Annotated in this window: 12 protein-coding genes and 2 pseudogenes; 7 read left to right on the forward strand and 7 right to left on the reverse strand. The window is 62.9% G+C overall.

All coding sequences use genetic code 11. From position 1 onward, the window contains the following. Positions 1–100: 100 nt before the first annotated feature. Positions 101–748 carry a response regulator gene (locus BMW76_RS35340; protein WP_090873463.1) on the reverse strand — a complete coding sequence of 216 codons (648 nt, stop codon included), beginning with the start codon at positions 746–748 and terminating at the stop codon, positions 101–103. Between the two features lie 509 nt (positions 749–1,257). Between BMW76_RS35340 and BMW76_RS35345 the strand changes: the two genes are divergently transcribed. Then, positions 1,258–1,506, forward strand: coding sequence for a hypothetical protein (locus BMW76_RS35345; protein ID WP_090873464.1), 249 nt, complete (start codon positions 1,258–1,260; stop codon positions 1,504–1,506). Positions 1,507–1,548: 42 nt separating this feature from the next. Here BMW76_RS35345 and BMW76_RS35350 read toward each other — a convergent pair whose 3' ends face one another. Continuing rightward, entirely contained in the window at positions 1,549–1,851 is a 303-nt protein-coding gene (locus tag BMW76_RS35350) for a hypothetical protein (protein ID WP_090873465.1), read from the reverse strand. 276 nt (positions 1,852–2,127) lie between these two features. Here BMW76_RS35350 and BMW76_RS35355 point away from each other — a divergent pair, with 276 nt between their 5' ends. The 3 genes and pseudogenes from BMW76_RS35355 to BMW76_RS35365 all read left to right on the forward strand — a co-directional run. Then, positions 2,128–3,141, forward strand: coding sequence for a universal stress protein (locus tag BMW76_RS35355; protein ID WP_090873466.1), 1,014 nt, complete (start codon positions 2,128–2,130; stop codon positions 3,139–3,141). 36 nt (positions 3,142–3,177) lie between these two features. Continuing rightward, a complete protein-coding gene (locus BMW76_RS35360; protein ID WP_090873467.1) occupies positions 3,178–3,654 on the forward strand; it encodes a universal stress protein in 477 nt (158 codons plus the stop codon). A 230-nt stretch (positions 3,655–3,884) separates the two neighbouring features. Further along, positions 3,885–4,253 (forward strand): annotated as a pseudogene (locus BMW76_RS35365) (ABC transporter permease); the annotation flags it as partial. Between the two features lie 181 nt (positions 4,254–4,434). On the opposite strand, the gene BMW76_RS35370 reads toward BMW76_RS35365, so the two are convergent. The 5 genes from BMW76_RS35370 to groL form a co-directional block, all read right to left on the reverse strand. Further along, positions 4,435–5,415 (reverse strand): polyhydroxyalkanoate depolymerase, encoded by a 981-nt coding sequence (locus BMW76_RS35370; protein WP_322789340.1) that lies wholly within the window; start codon positions 5,413–5,415, stop codon positions 4,435–4,437. A 337-nt stretch (positions 5,416–5,752) separates the two neighbouring features. Continuing rightward, entirely contained in the window at positions 5,753–8,173 is a 2,421-nt protein-coding gene (locus BMW76_RS35375; RefSeq protein WP_090873469.1) for an exo-beta-N-acetylmuramidase NamZ domain-containing protein, read from the reverse strand. Continuing rightward, positions 8,128–9,390, reverse strand: coding sequence for a putative glycoside hydrolase (locus tag BMW76_RS35380; RefSeq protein WP_090873470.1), 1,263 nt, complete (start codon positions 9,388–9,390; stop codon positions 8,128–8,130). Before BMW76_RS35380 ends, BMW76_RS35375 begins: the two co-directional genes overlap by 46 nt. Then, positions 9,387–10,265 (reverse strand): polysaccharide deacetylase family protein, encoded by an 879-nt coding sequence (locus BMW76_RS35385; protein WP_090873471.1) that lies wholly within the window; start codon positions 10,263–10,265, stop codon positions 9,387–9,389. The genes BMW76_RS35380 and BMW76_RS35385 overlap by 4 nt, the downstream gene beginning before the upstream one ends. Next, a complete protein-coding gene (gene groL / locus BMW76_RS35390; protein WP_090873496.1) occupies positions 10,262–11,884 on the reverse strand; it encodes a chaperonin GroEL in 1,623 nt (540 codons plus the stop codon). Before groL ends, BMW76_RS35385 begins: the two co-directional genes overlap by 4 nt. 234 nt (positions 11,885–12,118) lie before the next feature. Here groL and BMW76_RS35395 point away from each other — a divergent pair, with 234 nt between their 5' ends. The 3 genes and pseudogenes from BMW76_RS35395 (at position 12,119) to BMW76_RS35405 (ending at position 16,670) form a co-directional block, all read left to right on the forward strand. After that, positions 12,119–12,766 (forward strand): BON domain-containing protein, encoded by a 648-nt coding sequence (locus BMW76_RS35395; RefSeq protein WP_177200584.1) that lies wholly within the window; start codon positions 12,119–12,121, stop codon positions 12,764–12,766. Positions 12,767–13,016: 250 nt separating this feature from the next. After that, complete coding sequence (gene ftsH, locus BMW76_RS35400; protein ID WP_090873497.1) at positions 13,017–15,026, forward strand: ATP-dependent zinc metalloprotease FtsH; 2,010 nt, start codon at positions 13,017–13,019, stop codon at positions 15,024–15,026. Between the two features lie 97 nt (positions 15,027–15,123). Beyond that, a pseudogene (locus BMW76_RS35405) lies at positions 15,124–16,670 on the forward strand (helix-hairpin-helix domain-containing protein). The last annotated feature ends 61 nt before the right edge of the window (positions 16,671–16,731 follow it).

Consider the following 16,731-nt stretch of genomic DNA (forward strand, 5'->3'; position numbering starts at 1 on the left):
CGCGCTGAGGAGTTTCGAGAATCAGGACGCGATGCTTCGTAACGGATTGGCTGCGCGACGCCGTATATCGCCGCTTTTTCAGCCGAGCAGGGAAGGGTGTTCAGATATCGCTATCGTCTTCGACGAGCTTATGGCGAATCGCGTAGCGCACGAGCGCATTCTCGTTCGGCATTTGCATCTTTTCGAGCACGCGCGTCTTGTGCGTGCTGACTGTCTTGACGCTGACACACAGCTCGCGCGCGATCTCCGTAATGCTTTGGCCTTCCACGATACGCCTGAAGACATCGAATTCCCGATCGGAGAGTCGTTGATGCGGTAGCGCTTCGACGGGTTCGTTCAGGTTCTGCGCGAAGCGCTCGGCCATCGCGAGGCTGACATAGACGCCCCCGGCGGCGATCTTCGTGACGGCGCCGACGAGTTCCGCGCTTGCGCTTTCCTTGGTCAGGTAGCCAGATGCGCCCGCCTTGAATGCACGTACGGCGTACTGTTGTTCAGCGTGCATGGTCAGCACGAGGATGCGCAAAGAAGGTTTTTCGTCTTTGATCTGCTTGATCAGTTCAATGCCGTTGCGACCCGGCATCGACAGGTCGAGCACCAGCACTTCCGCTTCAGTGGATCGGATCAACGCGATCGTCGTCACGCTATCGCATGCCTCGCCGGCCACTTCGAATCCGCTTGCATTTTTTAGAATATGGCGCAGCCCGTCACGTACGAGCGTATGGTCATCGGCCAACAATACCTTGGTCATGGTGAGCCCTTTCCTGTGGTATGGATGGCAGGAGAAACGTGACTGCTAGTGCGACGCCCGTTCTCTCCGCGCTTTTTATGTGCATCCGCCGGGCGCCCTCGACCAGTGTCCCGTCGGCGTCCCCGGCGACGTCCTCCAGCGGCTTCGGATTGCCGTCCCGCAATCGTCGCGCAGCGTACGTTTGTCGCTCCCTCAATACGCTGACGATTGTCTGACAATTCGCGCGATGCATTGCGCGACGACGTCCGCATGCCTTCGATTTTACGCGTTCGGTCGCATCGCGCAGAACGACTGCGGCACACGTTGTCGTCAGACAGAAGCTGCGGACGGATATTCGAGTGGATCGGCTAACGGGCAAATACAACTCAGCAAATTCCTACTGCACATCCTCGTCGACTACGTGCGTTTAAAGCGCCGCTGATTTCAATCGGTGGAGGCCTTTTCAATAATCTGTTTAACGACCTCTGAATGACGGCCGGTCACGGAACAGGCAGGTCGAGGAGCACGAGATGGACGGCAATGGCATTTCACTTAGAGCGCTTGTCGACAAATGGCTCGCGCCTACACGGTCGATTCCGGCGCGGGTAATCAAGGTCGGACGTTTCGGTTCAAGCGGCGTGCGCTACGTTCGGCTCGAAGGCCAGATGGCGACGGGCCCGTTGAGCATCGTCTTCTTCCGGCATGGCGATCACGCATGGGATGTCTTCCCGCCTATCCCTTCGTCGCCTGCGATGGGCACGCGAATCTTTGCAGCCTGATGGCTCCATGGACCGCCACGCCCGTCCAATCAGCACTGGGCGTTAAACGGAAACCCCAGACGCGATCTCCGAGAGCCGCTTGTAGTACAGCATCGTCCGGGAGGCATAGGCAGGCAACATCACCGGCCCAATTGCTGCGCAGTCGAGGACGTTTTGTGCTGTTGCCATGCGCGTGCACATCTCCGTCCAGAGTGCCATCCATTTTGTGAGCGCTTCGGAGTGTGCGAGCGCGAGCGCATGCAAAGTTGCCGCGCCATAAGGCGGACAAGGCAGGCCGTACGCCGGCATGTTGGCCAGCTGAGGCGTTGAAGTCGTGGCATGAAGGTCGGCAGGGGCGGTATCCATGAATGTCTCCAGAACACATGACGAGTTCCCGTCTTGCTGCGGGATTGGCGACGGCAGCGAGCCGGTCGTTTAACTCTATAACGTCCATGCCGGACTCTCTTGAGACGCATCAAATCGACCAGGGCATATCTGCGGCAGCCCGGGCATTCCCCGATTGAACATCGGCAACATCGACGGTTGATACAAGTCAAGCCTGCAACGGTGCGAGCGCCGAAGATGGGAAACATGTCCGGCACCCGGCGCCGGCGATAGCGAGCATTGCGAGCGGAGCGGGCGATGAACGGCAAATCGACGAGTAGCGCACCAGCCGTTGCGTTCAAGCGTGTAATTGTTGCCTCGGAGGGGGGCGCCGGTCTGGTGCCGTTGACGCGATTCGCGTTGCGACTCGCAGCCCCGGATGCCTTCGTTCGGCTGACCGAGGTGGTATGCAATCCGGCCGCCCTCTGTCCGAGGTTGCTGATGTCCTATCCGGACTGGCGCGAAGCACATCGCGCGATGCAGCATGAAGCAAGCACACGGTTGACGCTGGCTGCTCGTCAAGCTGCCGCATTTGTGGCGAAGCCGGAAACCGACCTGATCGATCTTGCGGCGATGCATTGGCAGGCAACGGAAGCGCTCAGTCGGTCGGCCCGTGAATGGCACGCGGATCTTATCGCCGTGGCTTCGCATCCACGAAGTCATCGCTGGGCGTGCAGACTGAATCCCGAGGAACTCGTGGCGATGTCCCATTGCCCCGTGCTGCATGTGCCTTTCGCGCACGTGTGTACGAAGGACGCCGGGGTAACGAGAGTGCTGGTGGCTGTCGATAGATCGCCGCCGTCGCTTACGGCGCTGCATATTGCGGCGAGTGTCGTACCCAAAGGGACCGTTTTCAGGCTTGTCTACGTATTGGATCGTCCAGCCTGGCTCGGCGAACTGCTGCCGCGCGACCGCTTCGGACTGGATGGCGAACAGACGCTCCGTCAGGCCCGAAAGCTAATAAGGGGCACGTCGAAAACAGTGGAACTGGCAGTCGTCGAAACGGAAACTCTATCGGACGATATCGCGAGCACCGTTCTGCACGAAGCGAAGCGATGGCAAGCCGACCTTCTGGTGATGTCGACCAGCAGCAAACCGAAGTTTGTGCATCCGCTACCGGGGCACGTCGTCGCGCAAACGCTGCGCGACGCCGAATGTCCCGTTCTGGTGTGTCCTTCGACGATCGAAGCAACGGCGAATGTCGCGCACCACAATCAGCGTCCTTTGCAGTCGGCATCAAGAGGCGCTGTTTCAGCGTCCGGTGTTCTCTGACAGACGTCTGCACAATACATCAACGAGGAGTGCACCATGTACACGCGGATTCTGGTTGCGGTGGATGGCAGCAAAACGTCGGCTCGGGCGTTGAACGAGGCAGTGACGATGGCCGGTCTCACGCACGGAACGATTCATGCCGTGTACGTTGTCGACAAGACTCCGCTCTTCAACTATGGGGGGTACTACGATCCTGTGGCGCTCCTCGACGCGTTACGAAGAGATGGCCGCATTGCGCTGGAGAATGCGCACTCGGTGTGCGGCAAGGCAGGCGTCGCCTGCAAGATCGAGATGATCGAAACGGAGCGCATGACCGACGACATCGCGCAGACGCTTCAACGCTGCGCGGAACGCACGCGCGCCGAGCTTGTCGTGATGGGTACCCATGGCCGACGAGGCGTGAGCCGCATCGTGCTCGGCAGTGTCGCCGAGAGATTCGTGCGCTTTTCGCAGCGTCCTGTGTTGCTGGTTCGCGGCACCGAACCCGAACACGCAACTGCAAGCGAAGCGTGACGAGTAGGAGGCGGTGGTGCATCAGCGATACCGAATCATGCTTGCATTGATCGGCGTGTTCATTTCGCTGCGCGCACTCGTGTGGAGATTCACGACTGATCTTCGACGACTCGCTTGCATTCAGATGCGGTGTCGTCATCGCGACGGCATCGATTGCTGGCGTTGTCGCGCTACTCAACCTCACGGCGAACGGGCGTCGATAACGGTGCGCGCCTCGAAGGATCTCGCCTATGAAGGGCATATTGCGCCTCGCGTTCAAGTTGCTGGTCAACGACAGCGCGAAGTTCACTGCGCTCATTGTTGGCATTACGTTAGCGGTGTTTCTGATGATCGAAATGACGTCGATCTTCGCGCGTATCCTGAACAAGTCGTCGTCGACGGTGATCAACGTCGGCGCGAAGATGTGGGTGATGGACCCCGCGGTTCAGACGATCGCAAGCAGCATTGGAATGCCGGACTGTGTGCTTGACGCCGTGCGCAGCATCGACGGAGTCAAGTATGCGGTGCCGCTCTATTCAGGCGTCGCGTTGGTGCGGTTACGCGACGGCACATACCCGGCCGCTACGGTCATCGGTCTGCACGACGCGAGCCTGTTCGGCTTACTTTCGTTTCTGCAACTGAGGCGGCACGAACGCTGCTGGCTTGGTGGCGCGCTGCATCGGTTCGATAACGGGTCGCCAGTAAGCGGACGCGTCGAAGTTGCTGCGTTGTCGTGGAGGTGCCGGCACCGTATGCATCGCGCGGCCGCGATTGCGAGCTTCGATGGATTCGGGTCGGCCGTCATGCCAGTCTCATGCTGTTCACGAGATTTATTTCTTGCAACTCGCGCGGAACATCCGGCGCGGCGTTATCTACTTGGCTCCAGAAATTGCGCAGGCTGGGATTCACGATATCGCGCCGGCGTGCGCCGGTGAAGAGGTCATAGTGATTGCACCGGGAGATAGTCAACTGTCGGTCTAACGCCACTGACGAGGCATTGCAGAGGGCGTGCGCGCAATGGGTTTGTTCCGCGCCGGTGATATCGTCGCGATCACCTTCTATCGTGCATAAGGGCGTGTGCCAAAGCGCTTCCGTCGTTATGCGCCGTCCTGCCACTGACCATATCTGACGCGGCAGGAGATCTTCATGGAAAACGACGCGAATGATGTCGACGAAATAGCATTCCGCCATGTCCAGTACGGTGGCATATTTGTCCAGAGAGCGCAGCGCTTTCATGGCACCGGGCACCCGCCCGCGAACCAGCAAGACCAGTAGTCCGACTCGGAGGCGCAGATTCCTTTCCGGGTGCGCGGCCATGATGGCCGCCTGCTGGAGGAAGCCGGGATAGACGCGCCGTCCTGCGCCGCGATACGGCGCGGGCATGGCGTCGATCGCATTGATGCGAAACCAGTCGAGCGTGTGCGAACGGGCGAAGCGGTCAATGAGCGTCGGATGCAGATGCGTATCGATCGGCCCTCCCAGCAGCGCGAAGCTGGCGAATGGAGCGTCCTGCGAGCTTGCGAGCAACGCGGCCGCCGCGAGCGCCGGCACATTCGCCTGGCAGACGGCCATCATGTGGACGGGCGTTTCGTGCGCGCGAGCGCTGCGCATGAAGCGTTCGAGCGCGAGCACGTAATCGTCGAGCGGCAGAGGGCCGGCTTCGGGCGGCACGTCGCGGGCGTCCGCCCAGTCGGTGATATAGGCGTCGCGATGTTCGAGCAACGTTTCGACCGTCTCCCGCAACATCACGGCGTGATGGCCGGCGAGCGGCGCGCACAGCATGACGGGCCATTTTCCGGCCGGCTCCGGCGCGATCCGGTTGCGTGCGAACCTGCGCAGCGAGCCGACTGGCAGCGTGTCGACGACGGATTCGTCGACGGGAATCCGGCAACCGTTGCTCGTGACGCCATCGATGGCGAATAGCGGCGCCTGCTCGAACGCGCACATCGATCGGAGCAGCCAATTGCGGAACGCACTCGCCACTTCACGAGGGACGACCCAAGGTGCTGGCGCAGCGGCCGGGCAGACGCCTTCATCGGGCAGGCTTCCGGCCATTGCGCGAATCAGGCGTCGTTGTGCATCGATGAGCGCGTACCACATGATCTGCTCCGAGTGTTCATCAATAGCGCAGGTAGTGTTGCCGCATTGTCTGGAACGCGTCTGTTTCGCGGGTCATGTGCGTCTGTAACGCGTCGGGACTGGCGCCGTCCTCGATTGCCTGCGAGATCGTGGCCGAGCCGATCGCATCGCGCGTCGCGGCCAGATCGAAAGCCTGGGGATACATCGCGTGCAACGTCGCGACGATCGTCATACCGAGACTGCCCGGCACGCTTTGAGGCGCGATTCGCGTGATGCGGATGCCGTGACAAAGCTGGCCGCGATACGCCGACTCTGTGGGCACGAAATCGATGTGCTCGAAGTGTGCGTCGTCGCGCCGGCCGTTGAGCGCCGCAGCCAGTCTTTCGCCATCGATCCACGGTGCGCCGATCCATTCGAACGGGTGAGGCGTGCCCCGGCCGACGCTGACGTTGGCGCCTTCCAGCAGCGCGACGTCAGGGTACAGGTCGAGCGCGGACAGACTGCGAAGGTTGGGCGATATCGGCATCCATCCGAGACCGGTGTCGGTAAAGCGCATCGAGCGCAGGTAGCCTTCCATCGAAACGACGCGCAGGTCCGCGCCGATATGGCGCTCCTCGTTGAACAGGGTTGCAAGTTCGCCGATGGTCAGGCCGTGTTGCAACGGCATCGGGAAATAACCGGTGAAGCTTTCGTGCCCCGTATCCAGCGAAGGGCCTCCAAACCGGTCCGCGCCTAGCGGATTGGGCCGGTCGAGTACGATCAGCGGAATATGCGCCGCTGCGGCTGCTTCGAGCGCGTAGCCAAGCGTCGTCTCGTAGGTGAAAAAGCGCACGCCTGCGTCCTGCAGATCGAAAACGAGCGCGTCGAGCCCGTCGAGCGTGCCTGGCGGAAAGCGCTTCGTGTGCCCGTACAGGCTGTGCACAACAAGACCGCTCGATGGATCTACACTGTCGCCCACGCGTTCGTCCGAGTCGATGTCGAGGCCGTGCTCGGGAGAGAAGAGCCTCGCCAGCGTGACATGGGTCGCGTGCAACAGAACGTCGATTGTGCGCCGGCCGCGCCCGTCGAAACCGCCGCGATTCGTGACGAGGCCGATGCGCATACCCGCGAGCATCGCGAAGCCTTGTGCGGCGAGCACGTCGATACCTGTGCGGACGGGGCCGTTCGCGGCGGGCAGACGGGCAGCCTGATCAAGCGCGTCGCGAGCGCCGGGCAGCGCGTGGACGATCTGGGTCGAGGAGACAGGGGCCGCGTCGCTTGCCAATAGCGAAGTCACCTGTGCTCGCAACGGCGCCGCGTCGCCGCCATTGTCCATATGCACACGGTTGCTCAGCACGATCAGAAAGCGTCGCGTCACGAAGTCGATCCAGATGCCCGTCCCTGTGTAGCCCGTATGGCCGATCACCCCGATAGAGGGCAAGCGATCCCGGTTGGCCGCGAACGGCGGATACAGCTCCCAGCCCAGGCCGCGCCACGGCGAATGCGCAATGGCGGATGCCGGCACCGCCATCCGCGCGATGCTTTCCGGGTGAAGAACGCGGGCTTGCCGGGGCGATGTCGGCGTCGCATTTGCAGTGTCGGTGAGGCCGCCCCTCAGGAGCATGCGCGCGAAGCGAGCAAGATCGCCCGCCGTGGAAAAGAGCCCCGCGTTGCCCGCCATGCCTTGCATAGCACCGGCAACCGGGTCGTGAACACGACCTTGGCGCATACCGCGGGAATCCGCAGTCGTCGGCGCGCTGCGAGCGGCGTGTGCTGCATCGGGCGTAAAGCTCGTGTCCCGCATGCTCAAAGGGCGAAATATGAACTTGCGGCAATACGCATCGAGGGGAAGGCCGCTTACCCGCGTGACCAATTCCCCGAGCACGACGAAATTGACATCGCTATAAACGATCCGTTCGCCCGGCATCGCGATTGGCCTGATATTGGCAATGCTGCGCAAGAGCACTGCTCGCGTCATGCCACGCTTCCGTCCTGGGAGGTCAGGAGGCTCGGCGGGCAGGCCCGACGTATGGGATAGCAGTTGCTGTATCGTGATCTGCGCCTTTCCGCTTGCGCCGAACGCGGGCCAATAACGCGCAGCGGGCGCAGCAAGATCGAGCGTGCCGCGCTCGACGAGTTGCATGATCGCAGTCGTCGTGGCGACGGCCTTCGTCAACGAAGCGAGATCGAAGACGGTATCGGCTGTCATCGGCTCGACGTGCGGACGCAGCATGCGATTGCCCTGGACCAGTTGCCACGTACGGCCATCCGCCGTGCCCGCGATGACAACCGCGCCCGGAATATGGCCATCGGCGATCTCTTCAGAGACGATCTGCGAGAGGACTGTGCGCGCGTGTCCGTCCAAGACTGTCGTCAGGACCTGCGCATGGGCTGTACCGCTCGAACATGCGATGAACGCGAGCGCGCTCAACCGCCTCAGTGTGGCAATTGCGCGGGATCGTAGCGATTGCGGGGATTCCATAGCATCCACCCGTCGGTGTGCTCGGCATCGGCGGCATCGATCTGCGCGCGAATTTCATCGGCGTCGAATTCGCGGTGATCGAATGCATAGTCGCGAAAGGCCTGGAGCCAGGGACGAAAGCGCACACCCGGCAGCTTCGTGCGCCTTTGCGCTTCCGCCAGCGAGCGTCGCACGATCTGCCCTGGGTCGGCCGTCGGCTTTGTGCACCCGGGCAGGCCCCACGTAAATCCGGACGGATACAGCATCGGCGAAATATAGTCGAGCGGCGCGCCCAGTGTTTCGAGCTGCTGGCCAATCGCGGTGTCGTCGAGGTTCCAGCACACGTAGCCGAAAATATCGGCGGCCACGAAGACGTTGTAGCGCGCAAGGCGCGCACGGGCCGCGGTGAGAAAGCCCGCAATGGCGGCCGTCCGGTTCGCTCGCGTATTGGACTTGCTGAAAGAGAGCCCAGGTGCATCGGGAAACCGTACATAGTCGAACTGGATTTCGTCGAAACCGAGCCGCGCCGCCTCTTCGGCAACATCCAGATTGTGGTCCCACACTTCGTGCCTGAACGGGTCGACCCACTGCAGCTTCTCGCGATCCCGCCATGCATGGCCTTCGGCATCCCGTACGGTCCATTCCGGATGGGCGCTTGCCAGCGGATCATCCTTGAACACGACGATTCGTGCGATCAGGTACAGACCTTCCTGATGCAGACTCTGCAACAGCGCGGCCATGTTTCGGACGACGGGTGCGGGCGAGGGCGCTTTTTCAGCCGCGCCGATCGACTCGCGCGCTTCGCTCACGTACGAAGTCAGGCCACGGTCACCTTTCGCGTCGATCACGAGCGCGTTGATGCCGTTCGTATCCTTCAGGGAGACGGCTGCATCGCGCAACGTAGCACTTGCGACGCCATAGACGGACAGATAGACGGCTCGGGCCCGGAAAGGCGCGAGCGCAACGACGAGCGGCTCGTCCGGCGTCGGGGTCACGGACGTAGACCGGTAGCCAGGTGCACGCGCCGCGACGATGCGTACCGCGCTGCCGCTCGAGAAGGTTCCATTGGCGTCGGCGTATTGCGGTTTGCCGTCGAGCGTAACCGTCGCGTACGGGATGGGCTGGTGCGTCGATTCGTCGACAATCACGCCTTGCACTTCGAAAGCGGCGCGCGAGGGCGAGATGTCGACCGCGAGAAGGGCAGCGATGAACGACAGGACGACGGCGGGCCTTTTCATCGGCGCGCCTCCGTCGGGCGGACGGAAGGCGTATCGGGTTCGCCGAGCAGACGGCCGAGGATGCGCGGTGTCACGTCGTCGACCATCAAAAAGCGGGGCAGCGCCAGCAGCGGCGATGACCGATCGAGCCGATGCGAGCTCAGCGTGAAAGCCGCCACATAGCCGAGCTTGCCAGCAATGTGCATCGCCTCGTCGTCGTACACGCCAAACGGCCAGGCGAGCATGTCGACATGCCCGCCGAGACGGGACTCGATCAGTTCGCGCGAATGTTGCAGCTGTGTCGTAGCAAAACGCTCGAATTCGGCGGGCGACTGGCGACGCCGTTCGACATTGAAATTCGGGTGCCACCAGGTATGCGACTGCACATCGAACAGGCTTGTCGATTGCATGATCCGCAACTGCTCCCAGGTCAGCGCATACGACGCGTTCGAGATCGCGGACGGATAGATGAAGAGCGTGACAGGCAACTGCTCGCGCTGCGCGACCGGCAACAACCGCTCATAGACCGACTCATGACCGTCGTCGACGGTTATTGCAACCGCTTTTGCGGGCAGTGTCGCACCTGGCTCGCGCAACCAGGCGACGATCTGGCGCAGCGGCACGATCTGATAGCCGTGCTCCCTCAGAAAGCGCATGTGCGCTTCAAACGTGGTGACGCGAACGGTCATCGAATCGTCGGCCGTATCGGAAAAGCGATGGTAGACGAGGATCGCGACAGTAGCGACGGCCGGGTGCACGCCTTGGGCCGCGAAGCCCGCAGGCACCGCAAGCAGCGTGGCCGCCATCAACACGCAGACGACCAGCAACAACCGCGCAGCGTCGCGATACGCGGCGCCTGAAGTGGAGCGCAAGCGTCGGTGAAAGGCGGCGCTCATGCGAAGTTCCGGCTCCAGTTGCTGCTCGCCGCGCCGTCGGCGAGCGCTTTTGCCGGGTGCGTGATCATGCAGTCAGTCGTGAGCAGCAGCGATGCAACGGAGATCGCGTTTTGCAGCGCTGTGCGCGCCACCTTGACGGGGTCCACGATTCCGCGCTCGATCATGTCGCCATACTCGCCATGCGCGGCATCGTAGCCGAACGCCTCGCCGGCTTCGGCGACAGCATGGACGACGGCCTGCGCATCGGCGCCGGCGTTTTGTGCGATCTGGCGCAACGGCGCGGCCAGCGCATCGTGCACGATCTTTGCACCGATCTTCTGGGCCTGTGTTTCGCCGTATTGCTCCAGTACGCGGCGCGCTCGCAGCAGCGCAACGCCGCCGCCGGGCACGAAGCCTTCTTCGACGGCGGCGCGCGTCGAATGCAGCGCGTCTTCGAAGCGGTTCTTGCGCTCGCGCAGTGCGGTTTCGGTTGCCGCGCCGACGCGGATTACGGCAACGCCTCCCGCGAGTTTGGCCAGACGCCGGTTGAGCGTCTCGCGCTCGTGCGTATCGGCCGTCGCATCAATGCGCTTTTTCAGCCCTGCGATGCGCTCGGCAATGTGGGCATGATCGCCGTTACCCGCGACGATCGTCGTCGTGTCGCGCGCGATTTCGATACGCCGGGCGGCACCCAGGTCGTCGAGCGCGGCATTTTCAAGCGTGCGGCCCGTCTGCGCCGAGATCACCGTTGCGCCCGTGAGCGCGGCAAGATCGGCGAGTTGTTCCGTGCGGCTTTCGCCAAAGCCCGGCGAGCGGATCGCGCAGGACTTGAACGTGCCGCGCAGATGATTGATGACGAGCGTCGCCAGCGCTTCGCCTTCGACCTCGTTCGCGATGACGAAAAGCGGCTTGCCCGTCGCCATGACGGCTTCGAGTACGGGGAGCAGTTGCGCGATCGACGAGATGTTCATGTCGCACAACAGCACCCTCGGCTCGTCGAGGACGACATCGCGGTGCTCTTCACCGAGGAAGAGCGGTGAAACGAAACCCCGGTCGATCAGCGAGCCGTCGACCGTCTCCAGTTCGTCGTCGAGTTTCGAGCCGTCCTCGATGCTGATGGCGCCTTCCTTGCCGACACGCTCGACAGCGCTCGCCACCAGCGCGCCGATGCTCGCATCGCCGCTCGCCGAAATCGTCGCGATCTGCCTCATTTCGTCTGCGGAGGAACACGGGCGCGCCAGCCTGTGCAGTTCCGCGACCACCTGTTTGCCTGCATCTTCGATCGCGCGCTTGAGCGCCATCGGGTCATGCCCGGCCGTGACGCACTTGTTGCCTTCGACGACGATCGCCTGCGCGAGCGTCGTGGCCGTTGTGGTGCCGTCTCCGGCAACTTCGCTGGTACGTGTGGCGACCTCGCGCAGCAACTGTGCGCCCATTTCCTCATAGGGATCGGACAGGTCGACCGAACCTGCGACGACCACGCCGGAGTTCGCCACGAGAGGCGCGCCCGGGACGCGTTCGACGATCACGTTGCGCCCGCCGGGTCCAAGCGTGACCTTCACCGCTTCGGCAAGCGTGTTGACGCCATTGAGCAGCAGTTGCCGTGCATCCTGATGAAATGCGAGCGTTTTGTGCGACACGACAGACCTCCGCATGCGTTGATGGATCGCACTGATTTCGTGCATCCGTGTGGTTTCTCAGCTATTAGGACATCGCGTGCGGCCGTCGGCTTGACCTGTATCAACGGGGATAGCGCCCCGCAAAGGACGTGCGAAACGTTCAGGTAGATCACACCCGATTGATCGACATCAAGCCATGTGCTGCGCCATCGGCAATGCTGAGACTGTCATGCGTTTGCTGGAATGGAGACTGCAATGAAATGGGATGAAGCACTGCTGCAGAAGGTCGAACAATCATTGCGTTCGGACGCGAGGATCGATGCGAGACAAATCCGCGTGCACGTGCACAGCGGCGTCGTCACGTTGACGGGCACGGTGCCCAATGCGTTGCAAAAACAGTCCGTCGAACAGGTGCTGCGCGGTATCGTGGACTGCCGCGCGCTCGTGATGGAACTGGCGCTTGAGCCCGCGAGCGGCTATGTCAAATCCGATGAGATGCTCGCTGCGCGCATCGTCGCGGCGCTGTCGCAGGTGATGCATCTTCCCGTGGACCGCGTGCGCGTCGAAACCGAGCGCGGCTGCGTGACGCTCACGGGCTGGGTCGACACGGAAAAGCAGCGGCACGCAGTCGACATGCTGGTCGGCCGGATGGAAGGCGTCGTCGGCGTGAGCAACCGGCTCGCCGTGTGCGAGCCGCCCGCAGCCGATGTCGCCGCCCAGATCGCACAGACGCTGAGCGAGCGTCTGCAGCGGGAAATAGAAAGCATATCCGTCGATACGCACGACGGCGTCGTGACGCTTGCAGGTACCGTCGGTTCGCTCGACGAGAAGCGCGCGGCATGCTTCGCGGCGTCGCAGGTGCAGGGCGTGCGCCAGGTCGTTGACCGGCTGGGCGTTGCCTGAGCGAATTTTGTGGCGCGGCGGTGTTGTGATCGCTGCAGTTCGCGGTTCGCAGTTGGCAGCGGCGCCTCGCGTTCATGGCGAGGCGCATCCGCCATTCGGCGAACCGGCGGTAAACAGCGTGCCGGTTCATTATCGACCGCTGCATATGGCGTTGGCCGGAGGCGTAAGCCTGGTGCTGCTATCGCAATGTCGGCGCCTTCAGTCGCGCAATCTGCCGGCGTGCCCTTGTCCTTGTTTCCAAGAGTTCACGATGCCCGTCCAGCGTCCTTCGCGCGATGTCCGCAAACCTGATCGCTGGTCCGATCTGGCGAGTGTCGCGCTCACGGTGTTCGTCGCGCTGCTCATTGCGGTGCAGTTCCTGACGATGCAACGCATGACCACGGAAGTCGCCTACAGCGATTTCCAGCAGCTCGTGGCCGCGAGACAGGTGGACGAGCTCGAGGTGACGCCGACGCGGATCAGCGGCACGCTCAAGATGCCGGGCGCCGCCGCCTGGCTGCCCGCATCCGATGCGGCTGCCTTGAAGAAAAGCGGCGAGCCCTGGCGGTTCACGACGGTTCGCGTCGCCGATGACGGGCTCGCGCAGAGACTTTCCGCGGCGGGCATACGCTACACGGGCGGCGCCGACAGCGCCTGGCCGGGCGTGCTCCTTTCGTGGGCCGTTCCGCTGGTGGCGCTGTTCTTCGTGTGGAACCTGATGTGGCGGCGCTCGGGCGGCGTGCAGGAATACACGAAGATCGGCCGTGGCAATTCGCACATCCTCGTGCAGGACGAAACGGGCATCACCTTCGACGACATCGCCGGCATCGACGAGGCCAAAGCCGAACTCCGGCAGATCGTCGCCTTTCTGCGCGACGCCGAACGCTATCGCAGGCTCGGCGGCAAGATACCAAAGGGTGTGCTGATCGTCGGCGCGCCCGGCACGGGAAAGACGCTGCTCGCGAAAGCCGTTGCCGGCGAGGCGGGTGTGCCGTTCTATTCCGTCAGCGGCGCAGCGTTCGTCGAGATGTTCGTCGGCGTGGGCGCGGCCCGCGTGCGCGATCTGTTCGAACAGGCGCAGGCGGAAGCGCCGTGCATCGTCTTCATCGACGAACTCGATGCGCTCGGCAAGGTGCGCGGGGCGGGTCTGACGTCGGGCAACGACGAGCGCGAGCAGACGCTCAATCAGCTGTTGATCGAGATGGATGGTTTCAGATCGAACTCCGGCGTCATCATCATGGCGGCGACGAACCGGCCGGAGACCCTCGATCCTGCGCTGTTGCGTCCCGGCCGCTTCGACAGGCATATCGCGATTGACCGGCCCGACCTGAACGGCAGGCGTCAGATTCTTGCCGTACATACACGAACGGTGAAGCTGGCAGCCGGCGTCGATCTGAACGAACTGGCGTCGCGCACACCGGGATTCGTCGGCGCAGACCTCGCCAACGTCGTCAACGAGGCCGCGTTGCACGCCGCCGAAGCGGACAAGCAGGCCGTCGACATGTCGGACTTCGACGAGGCGATCGACCGCGCGATGGCGGGCATGGAGCGCAAGAGCCGCGTGATGAACGCGCAGGAAAAGATCACGATCGCGTATCACGAGGCGGGCCATGCGCTCGTCGCGAACAGCCGCAAGCACTGCGACCCGGTCAAGAAGGTGTCGATCATCCCGCGCGGCGTGGCGGCCCTCGGCTACACGCAGCAGGTGCCTACCGAGGACCGCTACGTGCTGCGACAAAGCGAGCTGCTAGACAGGCTCGACGTGCTGCTCGGCGGGCGGGTCGCGGAAGAGCTCATGTTCGGCGACGTATCGACGGGCGCGGAGAACGACCTCGAACGCGCGACCGCGATGGCCCGCCACATGGTGACGCGGTACGGGATGAGCGAGCGCACGGGGCTTGCGACGGTCGGTGAATCCGCCGATAAGATGGTCTTGCCGGGATTCGAACGCTGGCGCGGCGCTTCTTGCAGCGACGACACCGCTCGGCTCGTCGATGAGGAAATTCGCCGGATGCTTGACGACGCGCACGCGCGTGTCAGGGCAACGCTTTCCAGCCAGCGCGCGGCGCTGGAGCGGATCGCAAAGCTGCTGCTCGAGCGCGAAGTGCTCGGCCACGACCAGCTGCAAAGGGCGATCGACGGCTCGTCGATACCTGTACATGATGCGTCCTCCGAACGGGTGGTCGTCGCTGCAGTGAACACGGAAGTGCAGGCGCGGGGGCGTGTCGCGGACGACCGTTCCAAAGTAGCAGGGCGCGACAAGGAATCCTGTTCGGGTTGAAAGCAAGCAACTTACATAGGATCGGAGTACGTCAGGGGCGGGAGCTCAAAGTGTCACTCAGATCGACACGACGGCTCTGGCCGACGGGAGAGAAACCATGCCCCTTGACAACGCGGATTTTGTTGCACTTTCAATGAAATGGCCGACCTGCTCGAGATACTGAATGCCAATCCATTCCGGGTGCACGCATACCGGCAGCCGGCACGTAACCTCTCCGCACTCGGGCACGACCTCACCGCCATGATCGCGAACAAGGAGGACCTGCACGCGATTGGCGGCATCGGCGCGGACTTGAGCGCAAAGCTCATGAGATCGCAGACACGGGAGGTGCGGATTGCTCGAAGAATCGCGGCACAAGGTCCCCGTCGCGCTGCTCGACATGCTGGCCATTCCTGGCATTGGGCCGCGGCGCGTGCGCATGCTGCATGAGGCATTGCATGTCGATTCGCTCGACGAGCTTCGCGAAGCGGCCAAAGCAGGTCGGGTGCGCACGGTGCCGGGTTTCGGAGAGAAAACGGAGACCCAGATACTCGCGGCGATCGACGCGCGACGCAGCAAATCGCGGCGGTTCCTGCTGACGGAAGCGGAACAACGTCTACAACCGCTGCTTGCCTGGCTCAAGGCGGCGCCGGGAACCCTGGGGGCTGTCGGCGCGGGCAGCTACCGACGCATGCGTGACGCGGTGGGCGACCTCGATATCCTCGTCATGTCATCCGACGCAGATGCCGTGATGCAGCGTTTCGAGCGATACGAAGACATCGAAAGGATGCTGACAAGCGGGCCGACGCGCGAGCGCGGCATTGCGCGGCGGATTGCGAGATCACGGTGAAGTCGAGGCCGCCCGGGCGGGTGAGCTGCCCGATCTCGTCGAGCTTTCTGACCTGCGTGGCGACCTTCACGCGCATACGGATGCATCCGACGGGCGCGACAGCCTGCGCGACATGGCGCCGGCCGCTCGCGCGCGCGGCCTTGAATATCTTGCCATCACCGACCATTCGCATCGGCTGCGGATCGCGCACGGTCTGAACGCGGACAGGCTCACACGACAGATCGACGAGATCGACCGTCTGAATGAGGAACTCGACGGTATCGTGCTGCTCAAGGGCGTCGAGGTCGACATCCATCGAAGATGGCAGGCTCGATCTGCCCGATGAAGTGCTAAGTCGCCTCGACATCGTGGTGGCTGCTGCGCATAGTCATTTCGGGCTGACCCGTGCGAAACAGACCGAGCGGATGTTACGGCCGCTGGACCGCCGCATAGCTCGACCCTTGCGCATCCGACGGGACGCCTCCCTCCTGCTCGAACGTGATCCGATGGAACTCGATCTCTACCGGATCATTGCTCACGCGGCAGAGCGGGGATGCCGCCGGGAACTCAATGCTCAACCACAACAGCTCGACCTCGACGAAACGGCGTGTCGTTCGGCGAAAGACGCGGGTGTGCTCGTATCGGTGGCCTCCGACGCTCACAGTTGCGACGGGCTCTCGAATCTTCGATGGGGTATCGCACAGGCGCGACGCGCTTGGCTCACAAAGCGCGATGTGCTCAATACGAGGTCGCTGGCACAGTTGCGGACGCTCCTCATGAAACGCGTGTCTTCGGAACGGCATGCACAGCCGCTTTATCCTGACGCAATTGATTGAAGCCACGCGCGCTTGTGAGGGAAGGCCGCGCTTGACGTGGATCAATGAGGCGACCTTCCCC

This window comes from Paraburkholderia diazotrophica (genome assembly GCF_900108945.1).
In the GTDB taxonomy this organism is placed as follows: domain Bacteria; phylum Pseudomonadota; class Gammaproteobacteria; order Burkholderiales; family Burkholderiaceae; genus Paraburkholderia; species Paraburkholderia diazotrophica.

Excerpts from the sequence above, each read along its gene's own strand:
- BMW76_RS35340 (WP_090873463.1), bottom strand. The coding sequence starts at position 748 with ATGACCAAGGTATTGTTGGCCGATGACCATACGCTCGTACGTGACGGG.
- BMW76_RS35395 (WP_177200584.1), top strand. The coding sequence starts at position 12,119 with ATGAAATGGGATGAAGCACTGCTGCAGAAGGTCGAACAATCATTGCGT.
- BMW76_RS35345 (WP_090873464.1), top strand. The coding sequence starts at position 1,258 with ATGGACGGCAATGGCATTTCACTTAGAGCGCTTGTCGACAAATGGCTC.
- BMW76_RS35385 (WP_090873471.1), bottom strand. The coding sequence starts at position 10,265 with ATGAGCGCCGCCTTTCACCGACGCTTGCGCTCCACTTCAGGCGCCGCG.
- BMW76_RS35360 (WP_090873467.1), top strand. The coding sequence starts at position 3,178 with ATGTACACGCGGATTCTGGTTGCGGTGGATGGCAGCAAAACGTCGGCT.
- BMW76_RS35350 (WP_090873465.1), bottom strand. The coding sequence starts at position 1,851 with ATGGATACCGCCCCTGCCGACCTTCATGCCACGACTTCAACGCCTCAG.
- BMW76_RS35380 (WP_090873470.1), bottom strand. The coding sequence starts at position 9,390 with ATGAAAAGGCCCGCCGTCGTCCTGTCGTTCATCGCTGCCCTTCTCGCG.
- BMW76_RS35370 (WP_322789340.1), bottom strand. The coding sequence starts at position 5,415 with ATGCTGTGCGCGCCGCTCGCCGGCCATCACGCCGTGATGTTGCGGGAG.
- ftsH (WP_090873497.1), top strand. The coding sequence starts at position 13,017 with ATGCCCGTCCAGCGTCCTTCGCGCGATGTCCGCAAACCTGATCGCTGG.
- BMW76_RS35355 (WP_090873466.1), top strand. The coding sequence starts at position 2,128 with ATGAACGGCAAATCGACGAGTAGCGCACCAGCCGTTGCGTTCAAGCGT.
- BMW76_RS35375 (WP_090873469.1), bottom strand. The coding sequence starts at position 8,173 with ATGGAATCCCCGCAATCGCTACGATCCCGCGCAATTGCCACACTGAGG.